A 24690-nucleotide genomic window follows, 5' to 3' on the forward strand; every position below is an offset into this window, starting at 1 on the left:
TGATTCAGGCAAGAACAATTTTAGTGATGTGAATAGCACGTCTTACTATGCAGGTTATGTAGATTGGGCAGCAAAGAACAACATAATCAGTGGTGTTGGAAATGGAAAATTTGAACCAGACAGGAAAATAAGCCGTGAAGAAATGGCTGCAATGCTTTATCGCTTTGCAAGCTTTATGGATTCTTCTTTAAGTAAGACTACAAATTCACAGGTGAACTATAAGGATGCTTCTGATCTTTCAAAATGGGCAGTGGATGCGGCAGCATATTGTGAACAGACAGGTGTTATTACAGGGCGTGAAGGAGGAACGTTTGCACCAAAAGAAACGGCCACACGAGCAGAAGTCACCGCTATCTTAGAACGATTTATTGAAAATACGGTAAAATAATATATGAGCAAGAGCGCCAGTCCTATCAACATAAGACTGGCGCTCTTTTGGGCACGGTAGAGGTTTACTATAGCTAGATGTTGAAGTTGTCTCACCCCAAGAAAATCTATGTGTCTGGGCATAAGCCTCAATTTTGGGTTTTTGTATTCTTGGTTAGTATTTTTTATGATATACTTATGTCATATTATTTATTGAGCATGCAATTAAACGGAATTTTAAGGGGGTAACTGTTTGCAATGTAAATTCGGAAAAATTAAACCAACTATGCAATACCGTTCAATTCTTTTTACTGTAACAATTGGTATAATTTTAGGACTAGTTGCCAAGCTTGTGGACGTACCTCAAATAACAGGGACTCTGCCCATATTGGATGACATATTTGGACGATTTGGTGTATGGATTTTTATAGCAACACTATTATCTGTTTTTTCAAATACACCTGTATATGCAGCGATAAGAGTATTTAGCTTTTTTATCTCAATGCTCTTAACATATTATGCATATACAATTTTATTTCTTGGATTCTTTCCCAAATCACAAATAATTTTATGGAGCTTTATATCGATATTTTCACCTATATGCGCCGCAGCCATGTGGTATGCAAAGGGAAATAAAGGTATTGCAAATATCCTGGCAGCTGCACCGATCGTAGCATTGTGTACGGAATGGTATATAACAGGAAGGGAGAATATATTACTGCTCACATTCTATATATGTATGATAGTGTGCCTGTTAATTTGTGTTATTAAAAAGGCAAAGCGATGCCTGCCTGTTCTTCTAATTGCAGCAGTGATTACCCTATTATTGATAAGAGTAGGGTGGATGGATTTAATATATGGAGGATTATTAAATATATAAGAACTGCGCAAATATTGCACAAAAAAACAAGGGGTGCCCTTGCTTTTTTTATATTTACTAGAAAGGAAGATTTCTTCATTGGCAAACAAGGGCCGTACCTATTATATTAAATAAAAAGGAATGGAATAGGCTTCTTCTGCTTCCAGGACAAGGGCCCTCATTAAATCTTTTACTTTAACAATCTTATGGATTCGGTGTGCATTTGACCCGGAAAAAACCAGTCCTTCGTCGATGTTTCCGTTTACAGCATTAATCAGAGCTTGTGAAATACAATAAGCAGCCTGTTGAGCCTGACAAGCCTTCATACAGCCCGAACAGTTTTCTATGTTTAAAGGGGTGGACTCTAACTGCGCGATGAATTTGTTTTTTAATGCTCTTCCTGGCATTCCTACGGGACTTTTTATCAGCTTTATATCTCCATCCTTAGCATTTAGAATGGCATTTTTGAAGTTAATATGTGCATCACATTCCTCTGTTGCAATGAATCTTGTTGCAATTTGAACTGCTGAAGCTCCAAGTCTTAAGTATTTGGCTATATCTTGCCCGGTGAAAATACCTCCTGCCGCTACGACAGGAATTTTTTTGCCATATTTTTTTTCGTATGGTTGAATTACTTCGAAGACCTCTTTAATCATTTGCTCCAGGTTTGGCTTTACTTCTAATGTTAATTCTTCCATGCTATAACCTAAATGTCCTCCAGCATCAGGACCTTCTACAACAATAAAATCGGGAATCCGATTATATTTTCTATCCCACAATTTACAGATGACAGAGGCCGTTCTGCCAGAAGACGCCATAGGCGCAATTTTGGTTTTAGAGCCCTGTACGATTTCCGGAAGTCTGGTGGGAAGTCCAGCACCGGATATGATGATATCAATTCCTTCTTCCACTGCTGTTTTTGCAAGTTGCTCATAGTTATTCATGGCCACCAGAAAATTAACACCGAGTATCCCTTGAGGACTTAATTTCCTTGCAAGTCTTATTTCTCGTCTAAGTGCTCTGGTATTTGCTTCTAAAGTATTCGTTTCAAAATCTGGCTCTGAGAATCCAATTTGTACGCCGGAAATAATTCCGATACCTCCCTCATTTGCAACTGCTGCTGCTAAATTGGCCCGGGAAATTCCGATACCCATGCCACCTTGTATAATTGGAATACGAGCAGTTAAATCGCCTATCACTAAAGATGTTAATTTCATATGATCCTCCGTTCAATAGTCTGCTATAAGTTAGCGAAGATGATTTTATTTTTAAAACCACTTAATGTGGTTATTAATATTATATTATGAAATGATATAATTATATCATATGGTTCACATACGTCAATAAGCAGAGGGTAAAAAAATTAAATTTTTAATGCCAAAACACAATTCTTTTGCTGCTGGAAACACTTAAAAACCCTTTTGGATTGTCCAGGACGGTGTTTGTATTATTATGGGCTTATAAGCCTGTTGAGTACATATTTGGACTATGATTATTGCTCGTAAACTAGAGTTTGGACTACTTGAAATAGCAATTCTATTTTATTTTGGTACTTTTTATAAAAATGCATATGAAATATAATAAATAAAAATAATTAATGGAATAATGAGAGGTGAATTAAAATGGAATCTACTTCAAAACTTAGAAAGCACATATTTGTGCTAATAGTAATAACCATTGCAGGTGCAATGATATATGGACTTCCTTATTTTAGATCATATTTTTATGATTCTTATCTCAGCACGTATCATTTGACAAATACTCAAATGGGAGCTTTTGGATCAATGTTCGGCGTTTTTGGAATGATATCATACCTGTTTGGAGGCGTAGTTGCAGACATGGTATCTCCCAGAAAGTTGATGTCAGCTTCCCTGATACTGACTGGAGTTGGAGGTTTTCTACATCTGATGCATCCGAGTTATGTAATGCTGCTGGCCATATATGCCATGTGGGGATTTACTTCTTTATTTGCTTTCTGGCCATCACTGCTGAAAAGCCTGAGAGAAATTGCAAACGATGATGAACAAAGTAAAGCATATGGCTTTATGGATGGAGGAAGAGGCATAGTTTATGCCATAGATGGTGCCTGCATAGTAACCATATTTGGCTATTTCAGTAAAGTAAGCAATGACGCAGCAGGACTTAATGGAGTAATCACATACTATTCGATTATAGCCGTTGTTTTGGGAATTCTGGTATTTATTCTGCTAAAAGATTCAAAGCCTTCAAATTCAGCAGAAAAAGCAGGTAAGCCTGAGCAAAGCGATAAAATTTCAGTATCACAGGTTATTGAAGTAATCAAGATGCCAGCAGTATGGATACTTTCCGCAATCTTGTGCTGTACATATGTAATGAACATAGCTTTCTATTACTTCACTCCGTATGCAACCTCCAGATTTGGCATGGCGGCAACGGCAGGGGCTTTCATAACGATTGCTGCACAGTATGTAAGGCCAGTAGCTTCCTTCGGTGGAGGAATATTTGGGGACAAAATAGGAAGATCAAAAGTTATGTATGTAACATTCTCAATGATGGCAATCGGAACCTTGTTGATGGTAGTTATGGGCAATATGAGCTCTACTTTGTTTATTGTTTTATGTATCCTCATTTATGCAGGCATGTATGGTGGATATAGTCTGGTATTTTCCATGATGGAAGAAGGCGGGATTCCTATAAGAGTGGCAGGCACTGCCATTGGATTGGTATGTACATTGGGATACCTTCCGGAGGTAGTAGTACCGTTTGCTTCGGGTAAGCTTCTGGATACATTTGGAGAAAGTGCTTACCGTTATATGTTTATCGGTATCACAATTATCATGGTCATAGGCATTGTAATGTTGACTGTATGGGACAGATATGTAAAAAAAATCAAAAAGAACAGTGAATTGGCTGCAGCTGATGAAAATGCTATTAATGCATAAAAATATGATTGAATAATTAATTGCTTTCTAATACTATATTTATATTATGAATATTAAAATCAATAGAAACTGCGAAATGCCCTATTACATGCAGATAGTTGGGGCCATAAAAAGCATGATTGGACGTCAGGAACTGATTCACGGTTATAAAATGCCTTCTGAAAGAAGACTGGCAAAGGAACTTGACGTTCATAGAAATACAGTTATTAAGGCATACAGCGTATTGGTATCTGAGGGATTTATGACTGTATCACGAAGTGCGCCAAAGGGGTATTTCATTGATATACCTGCTGAAGATGATAACTTTACTAACAGGTTTTTCCCTTTAGAGAAGATGATATTGTACGATTATGATCGTCATACTAAAAAGTTTATGGACATATTTGCTGATACATTTAGTGACAAATATATTTCATTTGCGGGAATTAACATGAGCAAAGAATGTTTACCGGTTAATGGTATGGAGGATATCATCAAAAAACTGTTGGAGAAAGCTTCAGATGGAAACATTCTATTAGCAAAACTCAATGAAACAGAGCGTACCAAGCAAAACATTTGCAACATGCTGGTAGACGAGAATGTATATGTAAAACCACAAAATATACAGTTGATTTCTGAAACAACCAAGGCATTTAATCTCATTACTACCTTATATATGAGAGAAGGAGATTGTATCATTGTGGAAGAACCTGTCATGCCAGATGCTGTTTCCATTGTTCGGAACAAAGGCATAGAGGTTATAACTGTACCAATGGACAACGATGGAATGGACATGGACCTTCTGGAAAATAGGATTGTTCGGCATAAACCAAAATTTATTTACACTATGCCCACATTCCATAATCCAAGTGGTATAGTAATGTCTTTAGAAAAAAGGATAAAACTTCTTGAACTCACACATAAATATGGGGTTCCAATTATCGAAGAAGATTCGCAGCGTGACTTCCGATACACAGAAGAACGTATCCCAAGTTTATATTCATTAGACAGGTACAAATCGGTGGTATATATTGACTCTTTTACCATGTTGTTTCCTTATGGGATTAAAACTGGATACGTAATAGGGCCTACGGATCTTGTGAAAATGCTAGGTGTTCTTGTGTCTTTAGATGAAATTTTTATCGATAATATTGGTGATTTTTTGCTGAATGAATATATAGAACGTGGGCTCATGAAAGAGCATGCAATTGAGTTGGCCACCCATTATAAAAGGAAAAGAGACTTAATGTGCTGTTGTCTGGATGCCATATCGGACAAAGGAATCACATATGATAAACCTCGAGGTGGTGTGTTACTATGGTGTTCCCTTAGTAATGACATCAGCGAGAAAAGGGTATATGAGGAAGCAGAAAAAAGAGGAGTACTGGTAATGCCAGGATTTGTATTTTATCTTGATAAGTACAAAGGGAAAGGGCATTTGCGCCTTTGCTTCTCCAATGTCAGCGATGATGAAATAAAAAGGGGCATAGCATTATTGGGAGAAGCAATTGATGCAAGCAAAAGAAAGGTTTGAAAAATGAATAAGATAGTAGAGTACAGACGGGAATTTCACAAGTATCCCGAATATGGCTGGCATGAGTTCAGAACAAGTGCCAGAGTTGCCGAAATTCTTACTGAACTGGGATATGATGTACTAATGGGGCCTGACGTCGTTAATATTGACAGTATTGGTGAACCGGAACAATTGACACCTGAGCAGACCAATGAAGCTATGGAGAGAGCTGTTAAACAGGGAGCAAATCCATCTTTTGTAGAGAGAACAAAGGGATATCCAGGTGTTCTGGCTGTGTTTGATACGGAGAAACCTGGTCCGGTCACTGCATTTAGATTTGAGATGGATTGTCTTCCATATCAGGAGCCTGAAGAAAAAGGCTACAGACCTTTTGATGACGGATATGTATCAGTTAACAAGGGCAGGGTCCATGCATGTGGTCATGATGGGCACACAGCAATAGGCCTTGGAATTGCAGAAGAACTTATGGGTAAGAAAGAACAACTTTCAGGGAAGATTAAGCTGATATTTCAGCCTGCTGAAGAGACCTTCTATGGAGCGCAAGCGGTTGTAGATAAAGGACACCTAGACGATGTGGACTATTTCTTAGCAATGCATATCGCATTAAGCGGGGAAAACAAACCATTGCCATCAAATACGATTGCATGCGGCTGTAAGGATTTTCTCAGTGACAGACAGTTAGATGTCTATTTTGAGGGAAAAGCTGCACATCCATGCGGAGCTGCTCAGGAAGGAAAAAATGCACTGCTTGCAGCCTGTTCTGCGGCACTTAACATCCATGCTATAGCTCCTCATGAAGGGGGACTGTTCAGAGTAAATGTTGGGGAAATACATGCGGGTGTATGCGCAAATACAATAGCACCTAATGCGTTGATGCGTCTGGAATATAGAGGGCAGACACAAGAAATCAGCCAATATGCGGGCAAACGTGTATTTGACATACTAGATGGTGCCGCCAAATCTTATGATCTGTCATATAAGTATATTGATTACGGAGAGGTACCAGCCGGTGTCAGTGATGATGAAATCATGGAAGTGGTTAAGCGTGCAGCGGGCAAGGTTCCATGGTTTAAAAAAATTTATTTTGAAGGTAACGTAGGTGGTACTGATGATGCTGCAGTAATGATAAATAAGGTCCAGGAAAACGGTGGCAAGGGCACTTATATAGGAATTGGTACAGACACTACTTCACCTTTACATAATGCCAAGTTTGATTTTGACGAAGAGTGTCTGGGTGCAGCAGTAGACATGTGTATGTATGCTCTTAAAGAACTTCATGAGCAGGAATAAATAGTAAAAAGCTTTAAATAGCGAATGGGCTAGTGAATGCTATGGAAATACCAGTATTCATTAGCCCTATTTTAGTGCATGGATTTTTTGTATAACATTTATGTTTCAGTCGTATTACCATTTGGTTATGAAATAGATTTTTGTCGTTTTTTCTGCTATAATTTTCAATAGAAAAAAATGTTCTGTTTTATATAAGAGGAGTTTTCATGACTAAAGAAATAAAATTCATTAACATATTTATTAATATATTTATTTTTATAATATTTTTCTGCGTTATTACGGGAAAACCAGTTGCTGCAGCAACCCACGATGACATTAATCTTGTAATTAATAATAAGCAGGTAGCGGCAGATGTTATGCCCATTATCCAGGATAATCGAACTCTTGTTCCAGCAAGAGCAGTATTTGAGACCCTTGGAGGAAATGTTGAATGGGATCAGGGTAATTATAAGGTTACCGTTAAATATGACAGTGTTGTTGTCATTCTTAAAATTAATAATAAGGTTGCTACTGTAAACGGTGAAGGAAAAACGCTGGATGTTCCAGCCACAATAATAAACGGGAGGACCATGATTCCTGTCAGGTTTGTGGCAGAGGAACTGGGCTTTCAGGTTGGATGGATTGATTCCACAAGGACAGTAACAATCACTTCTCCTCAAAAGCCTGAAGAACCCCCTGTAATCATAGGACACTTGACAGAGGTTCAAGCAGAAAAAGGAACCTCAAATAATGCGAATACAATAGTAACCATTCAAATGTCAGAACCGCTCAAAGGGTTGGATAGCTATTCCACAAAGGTGTTGACCTCTCCCGACAGATTTGTTCTGGATGTGAAGGATTTTCTAGTAGATTCAAAGATATCAGATTTAACTTATAACCAGAAGGATTCACCCTTAGCGGCTGTAAGAATTTCTGATTATGATAAAAATACCGCTAGGATTGTATGTGATCTGAAGGAAGCCACAACTCCAATTGTGGATTTATCTAAAGATGGGAAAACCTTAACCATTTCCTTCAGAACTTTGACTACATATTTTAATCCTATGGAAGATGGAAAACTGGTGGTGGTATTAGATCCAGGTCATGGCGAAGCTACGGCAGGGAAACGAAGTCCGGACGGTTCGTTGAGAGAATATGAATTTAATCGGGCTGTGGCAAATAAAATGAAGAACGTTTTAGAGGCTCAGGGAATAGAAGTAATTCTTACAGTAAATAATGATTCTGATCCAAGCCTTTCGGAAAGATGTGAAAAGGCAAACAATTCCGATGCTGATATTTTTGTCAGTATACATGCAAATGCTTTTGGCAACGGAAGTGAATGGACAAGCCCGAGTGGTTGGGAAATCTATTATTTTGAGGGAAGTGTCCTAGGCAACCAGCTTGCAGAGGACATTGCAGAGTCCAATTTTCCACAAATAGCCATCAATAACCGGGGTATTAAAACAACGTCGAATTTATATGTAATTAAACATACATCTATTCCATCTGTACTGATAGAGCACGGCTTCTATACAAATCTTCAAGAAGTTCAACTATTGAAAAGCGATGAATGGAGAGATAAAGTGGCAAGTTATAATGCAGAAGGCATAATAAAATTTTTCAATTCTTATAAAAAATAACTGAACCTTTCATGGATATATCCGTAAAAATGGTAAATGTATTATATACTGATGATAATGTAATTGTTTGTAAAAGTACCCGTATGGGTACTTTTTTTATGGGTGTGTTTAGGGAAGCTTACCCTATCTAGTCATTTGAGAGGCTGTTCATTAGCTCATGAAGTGTACCCCAAAGCTGAATTGCTTTTTCCCGTTGAATATTTGTGGAGCAAATCATTTGCTCTGGTATACCAGCAGCAGCTTTTTTTAGTGCTCGACCCTGATTAGTGAGCCTTACATAAACATTCCGTTCATCATTACTGCTGCGAATTCTATCAATATAAGATAGACTTTCAAGTTTTTTCAGCAGCGGCGTCAATGTTCCAGAATCCAGAGTCAGGCGTTTTCCCAGTTCCTTGACTGTAACGTCATCTTTTTCCCAAAGGGCCAACATGGTAATATAGCTTGTATAAGTCAGATTAAGAGGTTCCAAAAGAGGTTTATATTTTCGGATGATTTCTTTAGAGCAGACATAAAGTGCAAAACATAACTGATTGTCAAGTTTTAGTGCTTCATCAGGGAGATTCCATCCAATTCGGAAATTTGATTTTGTTTTTTCGCCATATTAAAGCCTTCTTCCTGTTTGATTTATACAATTTAATTGTAATAAATTTATTTTCTAAAGTCAATCAAAAGGAATTGACAAACCAATGTAGATTGAGTACAATTGAATTGTAAACTATCAATATGGATTAGAAAGGATGATAATCATGGAAATCAAAGCGGTAAAACTATATGAAGGCGGATTTATGAGTGAATCTTTTGCACTTGGAGGTGAAGATAAAGGACAGACATTGGATGATACCAAGACCTATTCTTCCAGTTTGCAAAATTATTTAATCGATATGGGCAATGAGGTGATTCTAATTGATACGGGTCTTCCGAAAGAGACCCAGGATACGTTACCTAAGGCGGGACAAAAAATCTATCAGGGTAAACGAATCAGGGACTATGTTTCTGCCTTGGAAAATTTAGGATACAGTCCGGATAATGTGAGCAAGATTCTTCTCACTCATAAACATCCAGATCATTCTGGTGAACTGAGAAGCTTCCCAAACGCTAAAATTTATCTTTCAATGGCAGAAGCAGAAGCCATGAACCTGACTGGAGACAATATAATTCCCGTAGAGTATAATGACGGCCCTTATTACAATTTTGAGAAAAGCAAAAAAATAGCTGACGGCGTTTATTTTCTCCCTGCACCGGGGCATACAAAGGGCAATAGCGTTGTAGTGGTGGAAAAAGATGGCCTTTTTTATATGATTCACGGGGATATTACTTATACTGATGAAGCACTGCGTGCAAACAAACTTTCTATGGTATTCGAAGATCTGGATGCGGCCAAACAATCCCTGGAAAAAGTCCGTACATTTATTCAGAAAAATCCTACGGTATATATTTCCACCCATACACCGGAAGGTATTGAAAGTCTTGAGCAGAAAAAGGTTATGAAGCTTTAGGCCAAATCAGTTGCACCAGCCTTACATTTCTAAAAGGGTTATATAAAATGACTTGATTAACAAATTTCCATATGTTACCATATGTATGGAGGTGTGTGAATTAATGAAAAAATTTTTAATTATTTTCCTTTGTCTATTTATAGTATTAACTACTGTTGGATGTGGAGGGGAGAAACCTGAACAGGCGGTTAAAAGTATGTTAGATGCTGTTAAAGCTGCAAATCAAGAAGCTGCGGAAAAGTATATAGATTATGATAAACTGACAGATCAGGAAGAGGATGGAAGCTTCGCTTCAAAGAATGAGGAAATCTATAAATTAATTCTTAAAAATTTAAACTATAAGATATTATCTTCCAGTGAAGATGGAGATAAAGCTACAGTTAAAGCAGAAATAACAAATATTGACATGAAACCTATTATGGATAAAATGTTTTCAGATGCAATTGCACTGGCTTTTTCAGGGTTAAGTGATGAACAGCTGGAACAAAAGTTCAATAAAAATTTTGAAAAACTGATAAATAACAAAGATAACAAAACTATTACTAATACCGTAACAATAACATTGAATAAAAAAGATAACCACTGGAAAATTGATGTAAGCGATGAACTAGCAAATGCCATATCAGGAAATTTAATTACCGTACAGAAAGAAATGAAGGATTCTTTTGGTGGGAGTGATACATCTGATAAACTAGATGAAATTGATAGCTGGCTTACAGAGGACATTTGGAATAAAGGTTTTTGTGATATAAACTGGTATACCTATGATGGTACTGATTCTTCTGGTGATACTATAGATATAGAATTTACCTTACAACAATTGGATTCATCCATTAAGGTTAAGGCAGAGTATGACAAATATATGGGACAGCTAAAAGGGGAAGAATATAACGAATTGAAGGGTATTTGGGGAAAACTTTCAGCTGAAATTGATTCTTTATCTTCACAAATAAAAAATAATCCACCAAAAGCAAGTGATGAGAGTACGGGAGTTGATACTGGAAAGTTTGAACAATATAGTGATGCTTTTTCAGATGCAATAAATAAGTTAGAATAGTTATGACAACTGTGTTACTTAATTAAAAATAAGAAAATACTTAAACACCGTTTTGGATTGTCCGAGACGGTGTTTGTATTTTACGAACAAACTAACAGCTGTGGAATTTTACATAGTACTGATATGAGCCAGTTTAAGTTTCTCATTTATTTGATTTGCGGCTTCTCTGATACAGTTTTCTATGGAATCCATTCCCTTTATTTTCATTCGGCTTAAAGGTCCTGAAACACTAATTGCACCAATGATTTTGTCCTCACAACTGTATAAGGGTGCGGCGATACAGCCTAGACCATATTCATATTCTTCATTATCATAAGAAACTCCGCTACTTACAATTTTATCTTTTTCCTGAATGAATTCATTGTAAGTTGCTATTGTATATTGAGTTCTCTTCTGAAAGTGTTTTCTAAAATATTCTTTGATTTCTTCCTCAGTCTGGCTGCTGAGGAATATCTTCCCCATTGAAGAGCAATGGAGTGGACAAACAGGGATTAATCTTGAAACCAGAGCTGAACGTTCTCCATTAACATTTAAAATGGTAACAACAGTATCTTCACATAATATTCCAAGATTAATGAATTCACCAGTTCGTTCTGCTGCTTCTGTCATAAAAGGTTTAGCTATCGTATTTAAGGAAATCTCAGATTTTACTTTCTCGCTATATTCAATAAATAATAATCCTAAGCTATATTTATCATCATCATTTTTTCTATTACATTTCTATTATGAAGAGTCTTTAAAATGCGATAAACAGTGGCTTTAGGGAGACCTAAACCGTTAGAAAGCTCTGATACCCCTACGGGAACATCGGATTCGTATATTTCTTTTAGAATTCTGATGGCTCTGTCCACCATTGGAATACTATCAGTATCTTGTAGTACATCAACCAATTTACTAATCCTCCTTTTAATCTTATATAAACATAATAACCTTGTTTCAAATAAACGTCAATTTATAATGAACATCAATTGCAGACTATTTCAAATAATTTTTTAAATTATATTGCATTGGTATCTAAAGGTTGTTATAATAACTAAAGAAACAGCGTTTCAAAAATATGTAAGATTAAATATATTTAAGATAAGTTATGGAGGGATTTCCAATAAATTTCTCTGGAAACAGTTGTTTATTATTTTTTTTTTAATTCATATTGAAACGATGTTTCATATATCTATATTAAATAACAAAATTGATTAATAATCTAAAATTTAATCATATATACTTGATGCCAGATATTCTAGCTAAATTTTTTTAAGCAACAAATGAAACAGCGTTTCAATATACTGCTGAGTATTATTAGAGATGAACGTGTTTAAGTAATTCAATAAATAATCACAAAATAAGAGAAATCAAAGGCGGTTTTTCTAAGTGGTTAAAATATGAAAACAAAATTGAATTAAATGAATGAGGAGGTGTTAACTTTTAATTCGGAGTTCCTTTTTTTATTTTAAACTTTTACTATTTAAATTTGAAGGGAGACAGATATATGTTAAACACAATTGATTACACAATTATTATTCTCTATTTTATTGCTATGATAGCAATCGGTTTTTTCTCAGTAAAGTTTGCCAAGACAGAAGAGGATTTTCTGGTGGCTGGAAGACGACTAAATTTTCCTATGTTTTTTGGCTGTATGGCAGCAATGGCTGTAGGGGGAGGGTCTACCATAGGAAGTACAAAGCTTGCATATAAGTTTGGTGTATCTGGTATTTGGTATGATGGAAGCCTTGGAATTGGACTTATATTATTAGGCGTTCTAATATCGTCGAAACTTTCAAAGCTGAAGGCATTGAGTATAAATGAGGTAATTGGTGACAATTACGGTAAAGCAGCCAGAGCATATGGTGCTGTGTTAACGTTTATTTATACCATGATGCTGAGTGTTGTGCAGGTTATATCCATGGGAGTCATATTAAGTGGTGTTCTGGGATGGAGTACCAACTTCTCCATGTTGTTCGGCGGAGGGATTGTTATAATATATACCTTTGTTGGAGGTATGTGGTCAGTATCCCTCACTGACATCGTTCAGTTTGTTATTAAAACTCTGGGGGTTTTGCTGTTAGCACCTATATTTGCATTGCATTCAGTAGGAGGCTGGGGAAATGTTGTGGCAAAAATACCTTCAACCCATTTTAGTATAACGGGCATCGGATGGGACGGAATTATAATGTATTTACTTATGTTTATACCGGGGTTAGTAATAGGGCAGGATATCTGGCAGCGTGTATTTACAGCAAGGAGTGATAAAATCGCCAGAGTTGGATCGATTTCTGCAGGAGTTTACAGCATATTGTTTGGTGCAGCCACAATTGTGCTGGGACTGTGTGTACTGGTCATGTTCCCAGGATTAAAAGATCCTCAGGATGCATTTGTAACTGGAGTGACAAATTTCCTGCCAGTAGGTACCAGGGATTTGTTCTTGCAGCAGCCATGGCAGCAACCATGTCCGTGGCAAGTGGAACAATATTAGCCTGCTCAACTATAGTTTATAACGATTTGTATATTGGTTTTATGAAGAGGGAAAAAGACGACAAGTCTGTTTGGATTAACAGAGTAATTGCTTTGATTATAGGTATAGTAATCATGCTATTTGCATTCCTGATTAAAGATGTATTAAATGCATTGGATATTGCTTATGCGTATTTATCTGGCTGCGTATTTGTTCCTGTTTTTGCAGCTTTTGTGTTAAAGAGATTCAGTTACAAAGCGGGACTAATATCCCTTGCTTCAAGTTCAATCGTTCTTACTGGAATGTTCTTTGTTTACGGAATCTCATCCAATTATCCTATTATTTTTGGAATAATTGTGGGCTGGTATCTTATTTAGTAACAAATTTACTAGACAAAAATAAAGTTTGCTCAAGTGTGAACGTAAAAGACAACTCCAATCTGACTGCATAGTATGGAATGGCACATCTTTTATAAAAAGGAAAGGAGAGAGTAGGGATGAAACATCGATTTATATCAAAAAGATATTGGAATAATATTTCCACTGCAATGGGGATAGTGGGAGCCTGTTGCACAAATATGACGACATTATAAATTTCAGTTTGGGTGATCCAGATGTAACAACGGACATGACCATAATTGAAAAGACTTTTGAAGATGTGAAAAATGGTCATACACACTATACAGATTTTTATGGAGATAAGGAACTCAGACAAGAGATCTGTAAGTACTATGAGAAACAGTACAGTTACAGTGTAGCAGTGGATGAGTGTATGGTCACCACAAGCGGATGTCACGCTATGTGGCTGGTATTGGAAAGCATATTGGATGATGGGGATGAAGTAATAATCCATGAACCGTATTTTACACCCTACCCACAGCAAATTGAACTGACAAGAGGTGTGCCAGTTACTCTTGAAACATACGAGGAAGAGGAATTTCAAGTAAATACTGAAAGAATGGAGAAACTGATTACAAACAGAACCAAGGCAGTGATAATAAATACACCCAATAACCCTACAGGCACTTGCTTTAGTAAAAAAACACTTGAAGCCATTGCAACGTTAGCTAAAAAATACGATTTGCTGGTTATAGCGGATGATATATATACACTATTCAGTTATTCAGAGCCTTTCCTTCCTATTACAGTACTTGAAAATATGAGGGAACGAACCATAACCATAGGAAGCTTTTCCAAAGATTATGCTATGACTGGCTGGAGGATTGGATATGTAATTGCACCAGATTATATAATAAAGACAATGAAAGATGTAAATGAGAATAACGTTTTTACCGCTCCATCCATTTCACAGCGGGCAGCATTACATGCTCTTAGAAATAGAGAAAAAATACAGCCCAAAATATTGAAGGAATATAAGAAAAGGGTCATGTATGCTTATGAAAGAATTAATAAAATAAAAAATATGTCTGTTATGACTCCCAGAGGAAGTATATATTTATTTGTAAATATTAAGAATACCGGTATGACATGCCAGGAAGTGACAAATCTGATATTTGAAGAAGCTCATGTCCTTGTTTTACCGGGAAATGCTTTTGGTACTTGCGGAGAAGGATACATAAGACTGGCCATGACAGTTGGAATTGAAAAAATGGAAGAAGCATTTAACAGAATAGAACGGATGAATATATTCAGCTGATTTAATTATTTAGATTAACCGTTATAAAAAGGAAACTCTATTGAAAAGGAATACTATAGGTTTCCTTTTCTTTTTATTTCCCTTATGGTAAACTATTGTAAATTATTTTATATTTGTATCCGTGATTGTAAGGCGGAAAGGGAGCTTTATGCTAAAAACAAAAAAGTATAATACAAAAAGTCTATATTTCTCAGAACGGATAACTAAAGCTCTGGAAGGAATTCTGGAATATCCCCTTACTATAGTTGAAGCTCCAATGGGTTATGGGAAAACAACTGCAGTTAGAGAGTTTTTAAAGAATAGTGAAGTCAATACTCTTTGGCTGCGGATTGATGACAGCGATCAAACAGCTTATTGGAAAGGCTTATGTCATTTGATTGGCCAATTAAATCAGGATTGTGCTGAAAGCCTTTTTCAATTAGGGATTCCTACAGACAGTGTTTCTAAACAAGAGGCTCTCCGGCTGATGAAGGAAATTGACCTGTCTCAAAGAATGGTACTGGTGATGGACGATTATCATCTGGTACATCATTCAGAAATAGATACTTTCATTAAGTTCCTGGTAACAGAAGAAATAGAATATTTACATATTGTTTTAATTACACGTTTCATTAGCAATATGGAAGAACTAAGGATAAAAGGTCATTTGTACTACATATCAAAGGACAAATTTACCTTGAATTCAGGTGAAATCAAAAAATACTACAAGATGTGTGGAATCACTCTGAATGAGCTGGAAGTAAAAAAACTCAATGCTTACACAGAGGGCTGGATTGGAGCTTTATACCTGCTTATGATGAATTATCATAGGGAGGGCAGCTTTAAAACGGCTGAGAACATTTACAAACTTCTTGAAGAGGCTATATATAAGCCTTTCTCTGAGGAAATTAAACAATTCTTGTTAGGGATATCTATGTTTGACAGTTTTACCCTAGACCAAGCCAGATATATGTGGCCTAAAGACAATGTGAAAGAAATATTAGCGGAAATTGTTAATAAAAACGCTTTGGTGAAATATGATTTGCAGTCTAAAACTTATCAGTTTCACAACATATTTACTAAATTCCTAAGAGATGAATTTGAAAACAATAGCTATGAATATAAGCAGCAGGTTTTGGTGCAAACAGCAGATTGGTATTTAAAAGAAGGAGACTATCTGGCTGCAATGAATGGTTATTTTATTGCAAAGGATTTTCATGGTTTACTATTTACTATAGAGACAGATAAAGGGCACAGCATTCATAATGAACAGAAAGAGGACTTTATCAACTACTTTGAGAGTTGCCCCCAGACCATTAAAAACAGTCACCCAATTGCTCTTCTCGTTTATGGACTCTGCTTATTCTCCTTTAATGAAGTGGATAGGTTTGAAAAGGTTTGTGCTGAGTTTATAGCTGCTATGGCGAGCAATACAGAGCTTGAGCAGGAAAATATAAATGAACTCATGGGTGAGTTTGAACTACTTTTGAATTTTACTTGCTATAATAATATCTCTAAGATGAGTCAACATATTAAAAAGGCAGATACACTTTTGCAACATGCTGCAAAATTTATAGATACCCAGGGGGATTCACCTTTGGATCTCCATCAATATTGTATATGTTTTACAGAGAAGCAGGCACCTTGACAAAAGAAGTGGAAGTTCTAAAGGAAGCATTGCCTTTTTACGGCAGAATTACAAATGGCCACGGAACTGGCGGAGACTTTGTTATGGAGGCCGAATGGCATTATAATTACGGAGACATGGAAAGTGCAGAAATCATATCCCATAAGGCCTTATATCTGGCTAATAAATACAGACAGGGAGAAATCATGATTTGTGCGGCCTTTCTTCAATTAAGAATTGCTCTTTATAAAGGGGACTATTCTTATATTTTGTATACCCTTAACCGGCTAAGGCAAGAAATGAAACAGCAGAAATGGTATAATCTGATTCATACAATTGATTTGTGTGAAACGTTTATTTATTGCGCTTTAAGAAGACGGGACAGGGTTCCTGAATGGATTGGAAATGGGGATTTTGATTCCAGCAGACTATACTTTCCAGCAATGGCCTTTTTTAATATTGTTTATGGAAGAGCGATGCTGATTAATAAAGAGTATTACAAATTGCTGGGACTTGAAGAATATTTAATGGATATGGCTTGTGCCTTTCCAAATCTGCTGGCACAAATTTATTCCAATATTCATATTGCAGCTGCCAATCAGCGTGTATACAGAAAGGAAGATGCTGAAAGAGCCTTAAAAAAAGCGCTGAATCTTGCTATGGCAGACAAAGTTTATATGCCTTTTGTAGAAAACTGTGATTATATCGAACCTGTTTTGCAGGAACTGCAATTACAATATGACTATCGTGAACATGTTTTAAAGATATTGGAGTTAAACAGTACATATCAAAGTTCCTTAGAAAAAATTACAAAATCATATTTTACAGAAAAAAGGCCTGAGCTTGCTGAAAGGGAAATGGAGATAGCCAAGCTTGCTGCTGAGGGCTTTTCAAATAAAGAAATAGCAGAGCGGCTATATATTACTCAAAATACAGTAAAGACACTTCTTAAAAGGGTCTTTGAAAAACTAGAAATTAACTCTAGAACATTATTAAAGCAGTATTTAGAAGATAAAGTCTAAAATTTAATATAAAACGTCACTCTTCGGGTGACAGATATAAAATAAAACCCACAGTACAATAATGTATAGTGGGTTTTTTATGTTAAGGGGGAATATAGTGAGCCAAATCGTGAAAGTGGTTCCCAGGGATGATTACTGTCTGGAGGTTTATCTGGATAATGGGAGCGGTATTAATTTGAATTTTAGGAGCAGACTTCAAACATTGAGATTTGGAATATTGTCAGACAAAGGTCTATTTTATGGTGCCGTCACGGATGGAGACTATATACGTTGGGGCAACGAGTTAGAAATATCCATAAATGAGGTTTTTCAGTTAGCACAGAGATGAGGGAATCCAATAATGATTGTCAGTATGATTGTAAGTATGTTTGTAGGCACACAAATTTCTTGGGCTACTTCTCAGCAGAAAGCCACTTTGAAAATATAGTTTTATATTTAATAAAACTATATAGATTCTGAATCAATGATAGCCTAATATTTGTTTAATATGAAGGTGGAAATAATTTGATGAATATTCAAATAATTAGTGGAAGGTGTAACAAAATTATGTTATATTGTATAAAAAAATTAAGAATCTAGATTAGTTATATCTGGGATTAAAGAACAGGATGTAATAGTTTATTTTTCTTAAATAAAGTTATTTAGTTATCATTGGAAGGAATATAAGATGTTGCAAAATTGTACAAAAGAATGGAGGAAAAATATATGGTTTTCAATAAGAACATATGGAAAATATTTTTTATCATAGCTACCGTAATAATCGCTTCAGTATGTATTCCGCGCTACGGGGAGATCACTGCTTATGCATCAGATGATATAACTCTGTCGGTAGCCAATACAAATGTATCAGGTGGATTTGGTCCAGGCTATGGTACAGAATTGGTTAGTGGAGAGGCTGGAAGTACTTCAAATAATCCAGGAATTGAAGTATATTTCAGGGATAAACAAACAGAAAAAAAGGCTGGGGTGGTTAATACCATAGATTTAGGTTCAATGACAGCAAATGCAAGTATTGGATATGGTTTCTTTCATGCTCGACCTGGAGAAATAACAACCAACTATGCAGATTTTTCAACGATATTTACCAAGGATTTGATTATTCACAAAACGGATGATAGTAACTTTAGTCTGAAAGAAATAAAATTCTTTCAAGAAGGTGGTCCAATGGATCTGGTAGTGGAGGGATACTTAAACGGAATAAAACAAGGTGAAAAAGTATATTCGGTGGATATAGCCGCAAATGCTTATGTTCAGCATCCTTTAGCAGAAAATCCAACTGCATTTAGCAATATTGATGAGGTACGGGTTACAGGAAAGAACTATAATGGAACTTCAGATTACGATCATATTTTGGACAGTGGTTTTTTGTTATTTAACAGCATAACAGTGGCAGATCCTATATTGCCGAAGACAACCCACAGTGCAATTTTTTGTGTTGGGGATGCAGACAGTCATAATGTATTAGGAGGCGCCACAGTAACCATAGGAAGTCAGTCTCAGATAACCAGTAATACAGATGGGACAGCCACTTTGCCTGGACTTAGTGATGGAACGTATTCGTATACTATAACCAAGAGTGGATATGAGACCTACACAGGAAGTATAACCATAACAGGGGCAAATGCAACAGTATATCCAAATCTAACCCAGACTGCAGCAGCAACTTATACAGCAAACTTCCATATTGTAAATGCAGGGGGATCACCTTTACAGGGAGCCACAGTAACCCTGAACGGATATACCCAGGTAACGACGGATGCAAACGGAGATGCAGCTATAACGGGAGTATCATCAGGAACAGGTATAGCCTATACAGCCAAAGCAGCAGGCTATGCAGACAAAACAGGAACCATTGATGTGAGTACAGGCAACGTAAATACAACGGTGCAATTTATGGCTCCGGCAACTTATACAGCGAACTTCCATATTGTAAATGTAGGGGGATATCCTATACAGGGAGCCACAGTAACTCTGAATGGATATACTCAGGCAACGACGGATGCAAACGGAGATGCAGCTATAACGGGAGTATCATCAGGAACAGGTATAGCCTATACAGCCAAAGCAGCAGGCTATGCAGACAAAACAGGAACCATTGATGTGAGTACAGGCAACGTAAATACCACGGTGCAATTTATCACTGCGGCAACCTATACAGCGAACTTCCATATCGTAAATGAAGGGGGATATCCTATACAGGGAGCCACAGTAACCCTGAACGGATATACCCAGGTAACGACGGATGCAAACGGAGATGCAGCTATAAACGGAGTATCAGCAGGAACAGGTATAGCCTATACAGCCAAAGCAGCAGGCTATGCAGACAAAACAGGAACCATCGATGTGAGTACAGGCAATGTAAACACCACGGTGCAATTTATCACTCCGGCAACTTATACAGCGAATTTCCATATCGTAAATGCAGGGGGATTCCCTATACAGGGAGCCACAGTAACTCTGAATGGATATACCCAGGTGACAACGGATGCAAACGGAGATGCAGCCATAATGGGAGTATCAGCAGGAACAGGTATAGCCTATACAGCCAAAGCAGCAGGCTATGCAGACAAAACAGGAACCATTGATGTGGGCACAGGCAATGTAAATACCACGGTGCAATTTATCACTGCGGCAACCTATACAGCGAACTTCCATATTGTAAATGAAGGGGGATATCCTATACAGGGAGCCACAGTAACCCTGAACGGATATACCCAGGTAACGACGGATGCAAACGGAGATGCAGCTATAACGGGAGTATCAGCAGGAACAGGTATAGCCTATACAGCCAAAGCAGCAGGCTATGCAGACAAAACAGGAACCATTGATGTGAGTACAGGCAACGTAAATACCACGGTGCAATTTACCACTGCGGCAACCTATACAGCAAACTTCCATATTGTAAATGTAGGGGGATCACCTATACAGGGAGCCACAGTAACCCTGAACGGATATACCCAGGTAACAACGGATGCAAACGGGGATGCAGCCATAACGGGAGTATCATCAGGAACAGGTATAGCCTATACAGCCAAAGCAGCAGGCTATGCGGACAAAACAGGAACCATCGATGTGAGCACAGGCAATGTAAACACAACGGTGCAATTTATCACTGCGGCAACCTATACAGCGAACTTCCATATCGTAAATGAAGGAGGATATCCTATACAGGGAGCCACAGTAACTCTGAATGGATATACTCAGGTGACAACGGATGCAAACGGAGATGCAGCTATAACGGGAGTATCAGTAGGAACAGGTATAGCCTATACAGCCAAAGCAGCAGGATATGCGGACAAAACAGGAACCATCGATGTGAGTACAGGCAACGTAAATACAACGGTGCAATTTATCACTGCGGTTTATACCGTAACCTACATGAATAATTACAAGGATACAGATACATCAGTCAATACCACTCAGGCTGCCATTGGCACGAGTAAGATAGCTGCGCCTGTCCCGCCTGTAAGAAGCGGATATACTTTTGGAGGCTGGTATACTGAAAAGACCTGCACTACCGGGTGGAACTTTAAGAATAATACAGTCATAGGTAATATGACCCTTTTTGCAAAATGGTCGACAAATCCATTGCCTACATACACGGTAAGTTATAACAGTAATGGAGCAACATCAGGAAGTGTGCCAGCTGATAACAATAACTATACTTCTGGCAGCAGCATACAGGTGAAAGGAAACGTGGGAAGCCTTGCAAAGGCAGGATATACTTTTGGAGGCTGGGAATTAAACGGAAAAACTTATAACCCAGGACAGAGCTTTAATATGTCAGGTGATATTACTTTAAGTGCAGTTTGGACTCCAGTTCCAATTACATACACCGTTACTTATAAGGACAATCATGATGGGGCGGAAATTATATGACCATAAGTAATATCACAGCAGGGAGAATTTTGACCAGGCCTTCCAATCCTGGGTGGGGCAGCTATCAGTTTGTTGGTTGGTATAAAGAGTCTTTCTGTGTAAACTTATGGAATTTTGATTCAGATACGGTAGCAGCTAATACAACTCTATATGCCAAATGGGTAGCAAGTACGTATAGTGTCAGTGGTAAGGTAGTAGATGATCAAGCTTCGCCGGCACCTATAGATGGAGCATCCGTAAAGGTTATGCAGGGTAATATAGAATTCGGCAGTGTCACCACAGACAGCAATGGAAACTTTAGCGTAGGGGGTATTTCAAATGGTATATATAATTTAGTTGTGACTAAGGGGGAACAGAAAATAACTGAATGCATTACAGTAAATGGAAGTAATGTTATTTATAATGAAAATATTATATTTCCAAGCGGCAGTAAAAACGCTAAATTGGATGTAATTGGAGCAGATACACCAAATGTAGTAGTAGATCACTTAAATGCCATTTTTACTCCAGCAGATAATGAAGCTATTGCCAGTGGCAGTGCAGTTGAAATTAAGTTAACTGTACAAAAAAACGAGAATTCAGCAAGTAAGGTGACTGTAGAAGCTGCCATGAGTTCTGGAGGATATTCAAAGGGAACAATCCTTGATGTAGATATAATTAAGACCATAACTTACAGCAATGGTGCGGCAGCGGAGTCGGTTGTGACAGCAATTAATACGCCAATTAAGCTCATTATTCCCCTTCCCACAGAACTACAGGGTAAAACAGATTATGTACTATATCGGGCCCATGACTATGGAAGCGGAGTTGTAGCAGATGCAATCACTACCACTGCCAACGGAAATGGCGAGTCTATCCAGATCAGCAGCGATAAAACTTATATGACGGCATATTTGAAGTATTTCAGTACCTATGCCATAGCGTATACAAGCAGCAATAATTCTGACTCTGGTTCATCATCGCATTCCAAATCAGGCTCTGCTTCTTCAACAAGTAAGCCTGAGGTAATAACAAATACCGGCTTGCCATACTATGTAGATGACAAAGGAAATAAAATCTTTATTGGTTTTGCAAAGGATGTAAATGGGAAAGTTAAGTATATTGCACCAACGGGAAAGACGGTACTATTTGCGGACAATGACAAATCTTTTACAGATATATCGTCACACTGGGCAAAAGGTGATATTAATTTTGTCACAGAAAGAGAATTATTTCTCGGTACTTCAAATAAAGTATTCTCACCAGATAAGGGAATGACAAGAGCAATGTTTGCAACTGTTTTAGGAAGATTGTATGAACGTTCATACGGAGCAGTAGCTGTTACGAGCAGGAGCAGCTTTAGTGATGTAGAGAGCACATCTTACTATTCAGGATATGTGGAATGGGCAGCTGAGAATAACATAATCAGCGGACTTGGAAATGGTAAATATGAGCCAAACCGCCAGATTACCAGAGAAGAAATGGCAGCAATGCTTTATCGTTTTGCAGGCTTCATGGATTCATCCTCAAAGTCTTCCGGTTTACAATTAAGTTATATGGATTCTGCTGCTATTTCCAAGTGGGCAGCAGATGCGGCAGCTTATTGTGAACAGACAGGAATTATTACAGGGCGTGAGGGAAGAAAGTTTGCACCAAAAGGAACTGCAACGAGAGCAGAAGTAGCAGCCATTCTGGAGCGATTCATAGAAAATACAATAAAATAAAGAAATAATCAAGTACGCCAGCCTTATGAACCTAAGGCTGGCGCAGCTTTTATATAAGATAAATATTAGCATTGCAATTCTTTCCAGATTGCTTCTGTTTCATGTAGCAGATTCTCCAGTGTATTAAGACGCATGTTCTTACCGCAGCCACAATCATTGGAGCTCTCTGTTTCAACAGCTTCATTTAACAGCTTAAGCTTTTTTATGTACTCTGATTCTTTTGGTAAACCTTGCTGACCATCATAAAAAATTTTTGATAAATGTTCATTTCCCATGATACTTTCCATGAGCAAATCTCTTCTCACTTTTACTTCATTTAGGGTCATTTTTTAGTTCCTCCTTAATTTTTATTATTTTTTTATACATTAGGTGAAAATCTGAAAAATTAATTTCCATTATAATCAACCCTGTAACCATTAAAGCAGCACCTAAATAAGATTTAGGAGAGAGAATATCTCCTGCAAAAAAATAGGCTACAATTCCGGCAAACACAGGCTCCAGAGAATTGATAACTCCTACATGGGTTGCACTGGTATATTGTTGTGCAATTGCCTGGACTATAAAAGCTACACCTGTACAGAAAATAGCAAGGAATAGTACAGCAACCCAGATTTTAGGCGTGGGAGGAAGATGGGGGCTTTCTAACAAAAATGCAAGAATAAGACTGATTCCCCCAGTAATACCTAATTGTAAAACACCTAATTGAAAGGCATTAACCTCCTGGTATGATACTGCTTTCTCTGTAATGATAAGGTCTATAGCATAAAAAAGACCACATAAAATACAGAGTAAATCTCCCTTTAAATTTTCCTGGTTGATTTGAAAGCCATTAGTTAATGTGAGTAGTGCAATACCTAGCACGCACATACCTGCTACCAGCATCAGTTTTTTCTCAGGTGGTTTTCGATAAATAAAACAGGAAAGAAGGGGTGTAAAAATAACGGTAAGGCCACAAAGAAATCCAGAATTAGATAAAACCGTATTTTTGATTCCGAAGGTCATAGTTGCATACATGATTGAAAGAATGAGCCCCAGTAATAAACTGTAACTCAATGTCTGAACTGATATACTACGAAGCTTTGGAAATGCTAAAAGAACCGCAACGGCAAAAGCGATGATAAATCGAAAGGCATTTAAGGTAAAGGTATCTAATGTGGCACAACTTATATCAGTAAGGTAAAAAGAAAACCCCCAACAGGATACTACTAGAAGAAGCATCAAATCTGCTTTTAACTGCGATGTCATAAATGG

At 37.3% G+C, this 24690-nt stretch carries 22 protein-coding genes; 16 read left to right on the forward strand and 6 right to left on the reverse strand.

The features are described 5' to 3' along the window. The first annotated feature begins 28 nt into the window (after positions 1-28). Entirely contained in the window at positions 29-388 is a 360-nt protein-coding gene (locus Ami3637_RS11355) for an S-layer homology domain-containing protein (protein ID WP_162362683.1), read from the forward strand. Between the two features lie 231 nt (positions 389-619). Beyond that, positions 620-1246 carry a hypothetical protein gene (locus tag Ami3637_RS11360; protein ID WP_162362684.1) on the forward strand — a complete coding sequence of 209 codons (627 nt, stop codon included), beginning with the start codon at positions 620-622 and terminating at the stop codon, positions 1244-1246. A gap of 101 nt (positions 1247-1347) precedes the next feature. Here the strand turns inward: Ami3637_RS11360 and Ami3637_RS11365 are convergent, their stop codons facing one another. Then, positions 1348-2442 (reverse strand): NAD(P)H-dependent flavin oxidoreductase, encoded by a 1095-nt coding sequence (locus Ami3637_RS11365; protein ID WP_162362685.1) that lies wholly within the window; start codon positions 2440-2442, stop codon positions 1348-1350. A 405-nt stretch (positions 2443-2847) separates the two neighbouring features. Here Ami3637_RS11365 and Ami3637_RS11370 point away from each other — a divergent pair, with 405 nt between their 5' ends. The 4 genes from Ami3637_RS11370 to Ami3637_RS11385 all read left to right on the forward strand — a co-directional run bounded on the left by Ami3637_RS11370 (position 2848) and on the right by Ami3637_RS11385 (position 8568). Continuing rightward, positions 2848-4146, forward strand: coding sequence for an MFS transporter (locus tag Ami3637_RS11370; RefSeq protein WP_162362686.1), 1299 nt, complete (start codon positions 2848-2850; stop codon positions 4144-4146). An 88-nt stretch (positions 4147-4234) separates the two neighbouring features. Then, positions 4235-5659, forward strand: a complete 1425-nt coding sequence (locus tag Ami3637_RS11375; RefSeq protein ID WP_243157995.1) for an aminotransferase-like domain-containing protein — start codon at positions 4235-4237, stop codon at positions 5657-5659. Positions 5660-5662: 3 nt separating this feature from the next. Next, positions 5663-6949 carry an amidohydrolase gene (locus Ami3637_RS11380; RefSeq protein WP_162362688.1) on the forward strand — a complete coding sequence of 429 codons (1287 nt, stop codon included), beginning with the start codon at positions 5663-5665 and terminating at the stop codon, positions 6947-6949. Positions 6950-7155: 206 nt separating this feature from the next. After that, positions 7156-8568, forward strand: a complete 1413-nt coding sequence (locus Ami3637_RS11385) for an N-acetylmuramoyl-L-alanine amidase family protein (RefSeq protein ID WP_162362689.1) — start codon at positions 7156-7158, stop codon at positions 8566-8568. Between the two features lie 127 nt (positions 8569-8695). On the opposite strand, the gene Ami3637_RS11390 is transcribed toward Ami3637_RS11385, so the two are convergent. Next, on the reverse strand, positions 8696-9142 hold the full coding sequence (locus Ami3637_RS11390) for a MarR family winged helix-turn-helix transcriptional regulator (protein ID WP_162363744.1): 447 nt from the start codon (positions 9140-9142) through the stop codon (positions 8696-8698). A gap of 175 nt (positions 9143-9317) precedes the next feature. Between Ami3637_RS11390 and Ami3637_RS11395 the strand changes: the two genes are divergently transcribed. Continuing rightward, positions 9318-10067, forward strand: coding sequence for an MBL fold metallo-hydrolase (locus Ami3637_RS11395; RefSeq protein ID WP_162362690.1), 750 nt, complete (start codon positions 9318-9320; stop codon positions 10065-10067). A 103-nt stretch (positions 10068-10170) separates the two neighbouring features. Continuing rightward, on the forward strand, positions 10171-11124 hold the full coding sequence (locus Ami3637_RS11400) for a DUF5105 domain-containing protein (protein WP_162362691.1): 954 nt from the start codon (positions 10171-10173) through the stop codon (positions 11122-11124). A gap of 108 nt (positions 11125-11232) precedes the next feature. Here the strand turns inward: Ami3637_RS11400 and Ami3637_RS11405 are convergent, their stop codons facing one another. Continuing rightward, the gene (locus tag Ami3637_RS11405; RefSeq protein WP_456298130.1) at positions 11233-11793 is read right to left on the reverse strand and encodes an IclR family transcriptional regulator; all 561 of its coding nucleotides are present in this window, start codon (positions 11791-11793) and stop codon (positions 11233-11235) included. A gap of 11 nt (positions 11794-11804) precedes the next feature. After that, entirely contained in the window at positions 11805-12014 is a 210-nt protein-coding gene (locus Ami3637_RS11410) for a helix-turn-helix domain-containing protein (RefSeq protein ID WP_162362693.1), read from the reverse strand. A 596-nt stretch (positions 12015-12610) separates the two neighbouring features. Here Ami3637_RS11410 and Ami3637_RS17945 point away from each other — a divergent pair. The 8 genes from Ami3637_RS17945 (at position 12611) to Ami3637_RS11440 (ending at position 23439) form a co-directional block, all read left to right on the forward strand. Continuing rightward, positions 12611-13594, forward strand: a complete 984-nt coding sequence (locus Ami3637_RS17945) for a sodium:solute symporter family transporter (RefSeq protein WP_202931047.1) — start codon at positions 12611-12613, stop codon at positions 13592-13594. Next, complete coding sequence (locus tag Ami3637_RS17950; RefSeq protein WP_279286667.1) at positions 13573-13950, forward strand: sodium:solute symporter family transporter; 378 nt, start codon at positions 13573-13575, stop codon at positions 13948-13950. The genes Ami3637_RS17945 and Ami3637_RS17950 overlap by 22 nt, the downstream gene beginning before the upstream one ends. Positions 13951-14173: 223 nt before the next feature. Continuing rightward, the gene (locus tag Ami3637_RS11420; protein ID WP_334297036.1) at positions 14174-15229 is read left to right on the forward strand and encodes a pyridoxal phosphate-dependent aminotransferase; all 1056 of its coding nucleotides are present in this window, start codon (positions 14174-14176) and stop codon (positions 15227-15229) included. A 148-nt stretch (positions 15230-15377) separates the two neighbouring features. After that, a complete protein-coding gene (locus Ami3637_RS17535; RefSeq protein WP_243157996.1) occupies positions 15378-16856 on the forward strand; it encodes a MalT transcriptional regulator family protein in 1479 nt (492 codons plus the stop codon). After that, the gene (locus tag Ami3637_RS17540; RefSeq protein ID WP_243157997.1) at positions 16853-17857 is read left to right on the forward strand and encodes a helix-turn-helix domain-containing protein; all 1005 of its coding nucleotides are present in this window, start codon (positions 16853-16855) and stop codon (positions 17855-17857) included. The genes Ami3637_RS17535 and Ami3637_RS17540 overlap by 4 nt, the downstream gene beginning before the upstream one ends. Positions 17858-17954: 97 nt before the next feature. After that, a complete protein-coding gene (locus Ami3637_RS11430) occupies positions 17955-18185 on the forward strand; it encodes a DUF2442 domain-containing protein (protein ID WP_162362694.1) in 231 nt (76 codons plus the stop codon). Positions 18186-18562: 377 nt separating this feature from the next. Then, positions 18563-21736, forward strand: coding sequence for a beta strand repeat-containing protein (locus Ami3637_RS11435; RefSeq protein WP_162362695.1), 3174 nt, complete (start codon positions 18563-18565; stop codon positions 21734-21736). Next, positions 21733-23439: an S-layer homology domain-containing protein gene (locus Ami3637_RS11440; protein ID WP_162362696.1), complete on the forward strand. Its 1707-nt coding sequence runs from the start codon at positions 21733-21735 to the stop codon at positions 23437-23439. Before Ami3637_RS11435 ends, Ami3637_RS11440 begins: the two co-directional genes overlap by 4 nt. Positions 23440-23504: 65 nt before the next feature. Here Ami3637_RS11440 and Ami3637_RS11445 read toward each other — a convergent pair whose 3' ends face one another. Beyond that, positions 23505-23765: a hypothetical protein gene (locus Ami3637_RS11445; protein WP_162362697.1), complete on the reverse strand. Its 261-nt coding sequence runs from the start codon at positions 23763-23765 to the stop codon at positions 23505-23507. Continuing rightward, positions 23752-24684 (reverse strand): DMT family transporter, encoded by a 933-nt coding sequence (locus Ami3637_RS11450; RefSeq protein ID WP_162362698.1) that lies wholly within the window; start codon positions 24682-24684, stop codon positions 23752-23754. Before Ami3637_RS11450 ends, Ami3637_RS11445 begins: the two co-directional genes overlap by 14 nt. Between the last annotated feature and the right edge of the window lie 6 nt (positions 24685-24690).

Origin of the sequence: Aminipila terrae (assembly GCF_010120715.1) — a bacterium.
Classification (GTDB): domain Bacteria; phylum Bacillota; class Clostridia; order Peptostreptococcales; family Anaerovoracaceae; genus Aminipila; species Aminipila terrae.

Bases quoted from the DNA above. Each gene is read 5' to 3' on its own strand.
- Ami3637_RS11365 (WP_162362685.1), bottom strand. From the start codon at position 2,442: ATGAAATTAACATCTTTAGTGATAGGCGATTTAACTGCTCGTATTCCA.
- Ami3637_RS11370 (WP_162362686.1), top strand. From the start codon at position 2,848: ATGGAATCTACTTCAAAACTTAGAAAGCACATATTTGTGCTAATAGTA.
- Ami3637_RS11375 (WP_243157995.1), top strand. From the start codon at position 4,235: ATGCAGATAGTTGGGGCCATAAAAAGCATGATTGGACGTCAGGAACTG.
- Ami3637_RS11380 (WP_162362688.1), top strand. From the start codon at position 5,663: ATGAATAAGATAGTAGAGTACAGACGGGAATTTCACAAGTATCCCGAA.
- Ami3637_RS11385 (WP_162362689.1), top strand. From the start codon at position 7,156: ATGACTAAAGAAATAAAATTCATTAACATATTTATTAATATATTTATT.
- Ami3637_RS11395 (WP_162362690.1), top strand. From the start codon at position 9,318: ATGGAAATCAAAGCGGTAAAACTATATGAAGGCGGATTTATGAGTGAA.
- Ami3637_RS11400 (WP_162362691.1), top strand. From the start codon at position 10,171: ATGAAAAAATTTTTAATTATTTTCCTTTGTCTATTTATAGTATTAACT.
- Ami3637_RS17945 (WP_202931047.1), top strand. From the start codon at position 12,611: ATGTTAAACACAATTGATTACACAATTATTATTCTCTATTTTATTGCT.
- Ami3637_RS17535 (WP_243157996.1), top strand. From the start codon at position 15,378: ATGCTAAAAACAAAAAAGTATAATACAAAAAGTCTATATTTCTCAGAA.
- Ami3637_RS11435 (WP_162362695.1), top strand. From the start codon at position 18,563: ATGGTTTTCAATAAGAACATATGGAAAATATTTTTTATCATAGCTACC.
- Ami3637_RS11440 (WP_162362696.1), top strand. From the start codon at position 21,733: ATGACCATAAGTAATATCACAGCAGGGAGAATTTTGACCAGGCCTTCC.
- Ami3637_RS11445 (WP_162362697.1), bottom strand. From the start codon at position 23,765: ATGACCCTAAATGAAGTAAAAGTGAGAAGAGATTTGCTCATGGAAAGT.
- Ami3637_RS11450 (WP_162362698.1), bottom strand. From the start codon at position 24,684: ATGACATCGCAGTTAAAAGCAGATTTGATGCTTCTTCTAGTAGTATCC.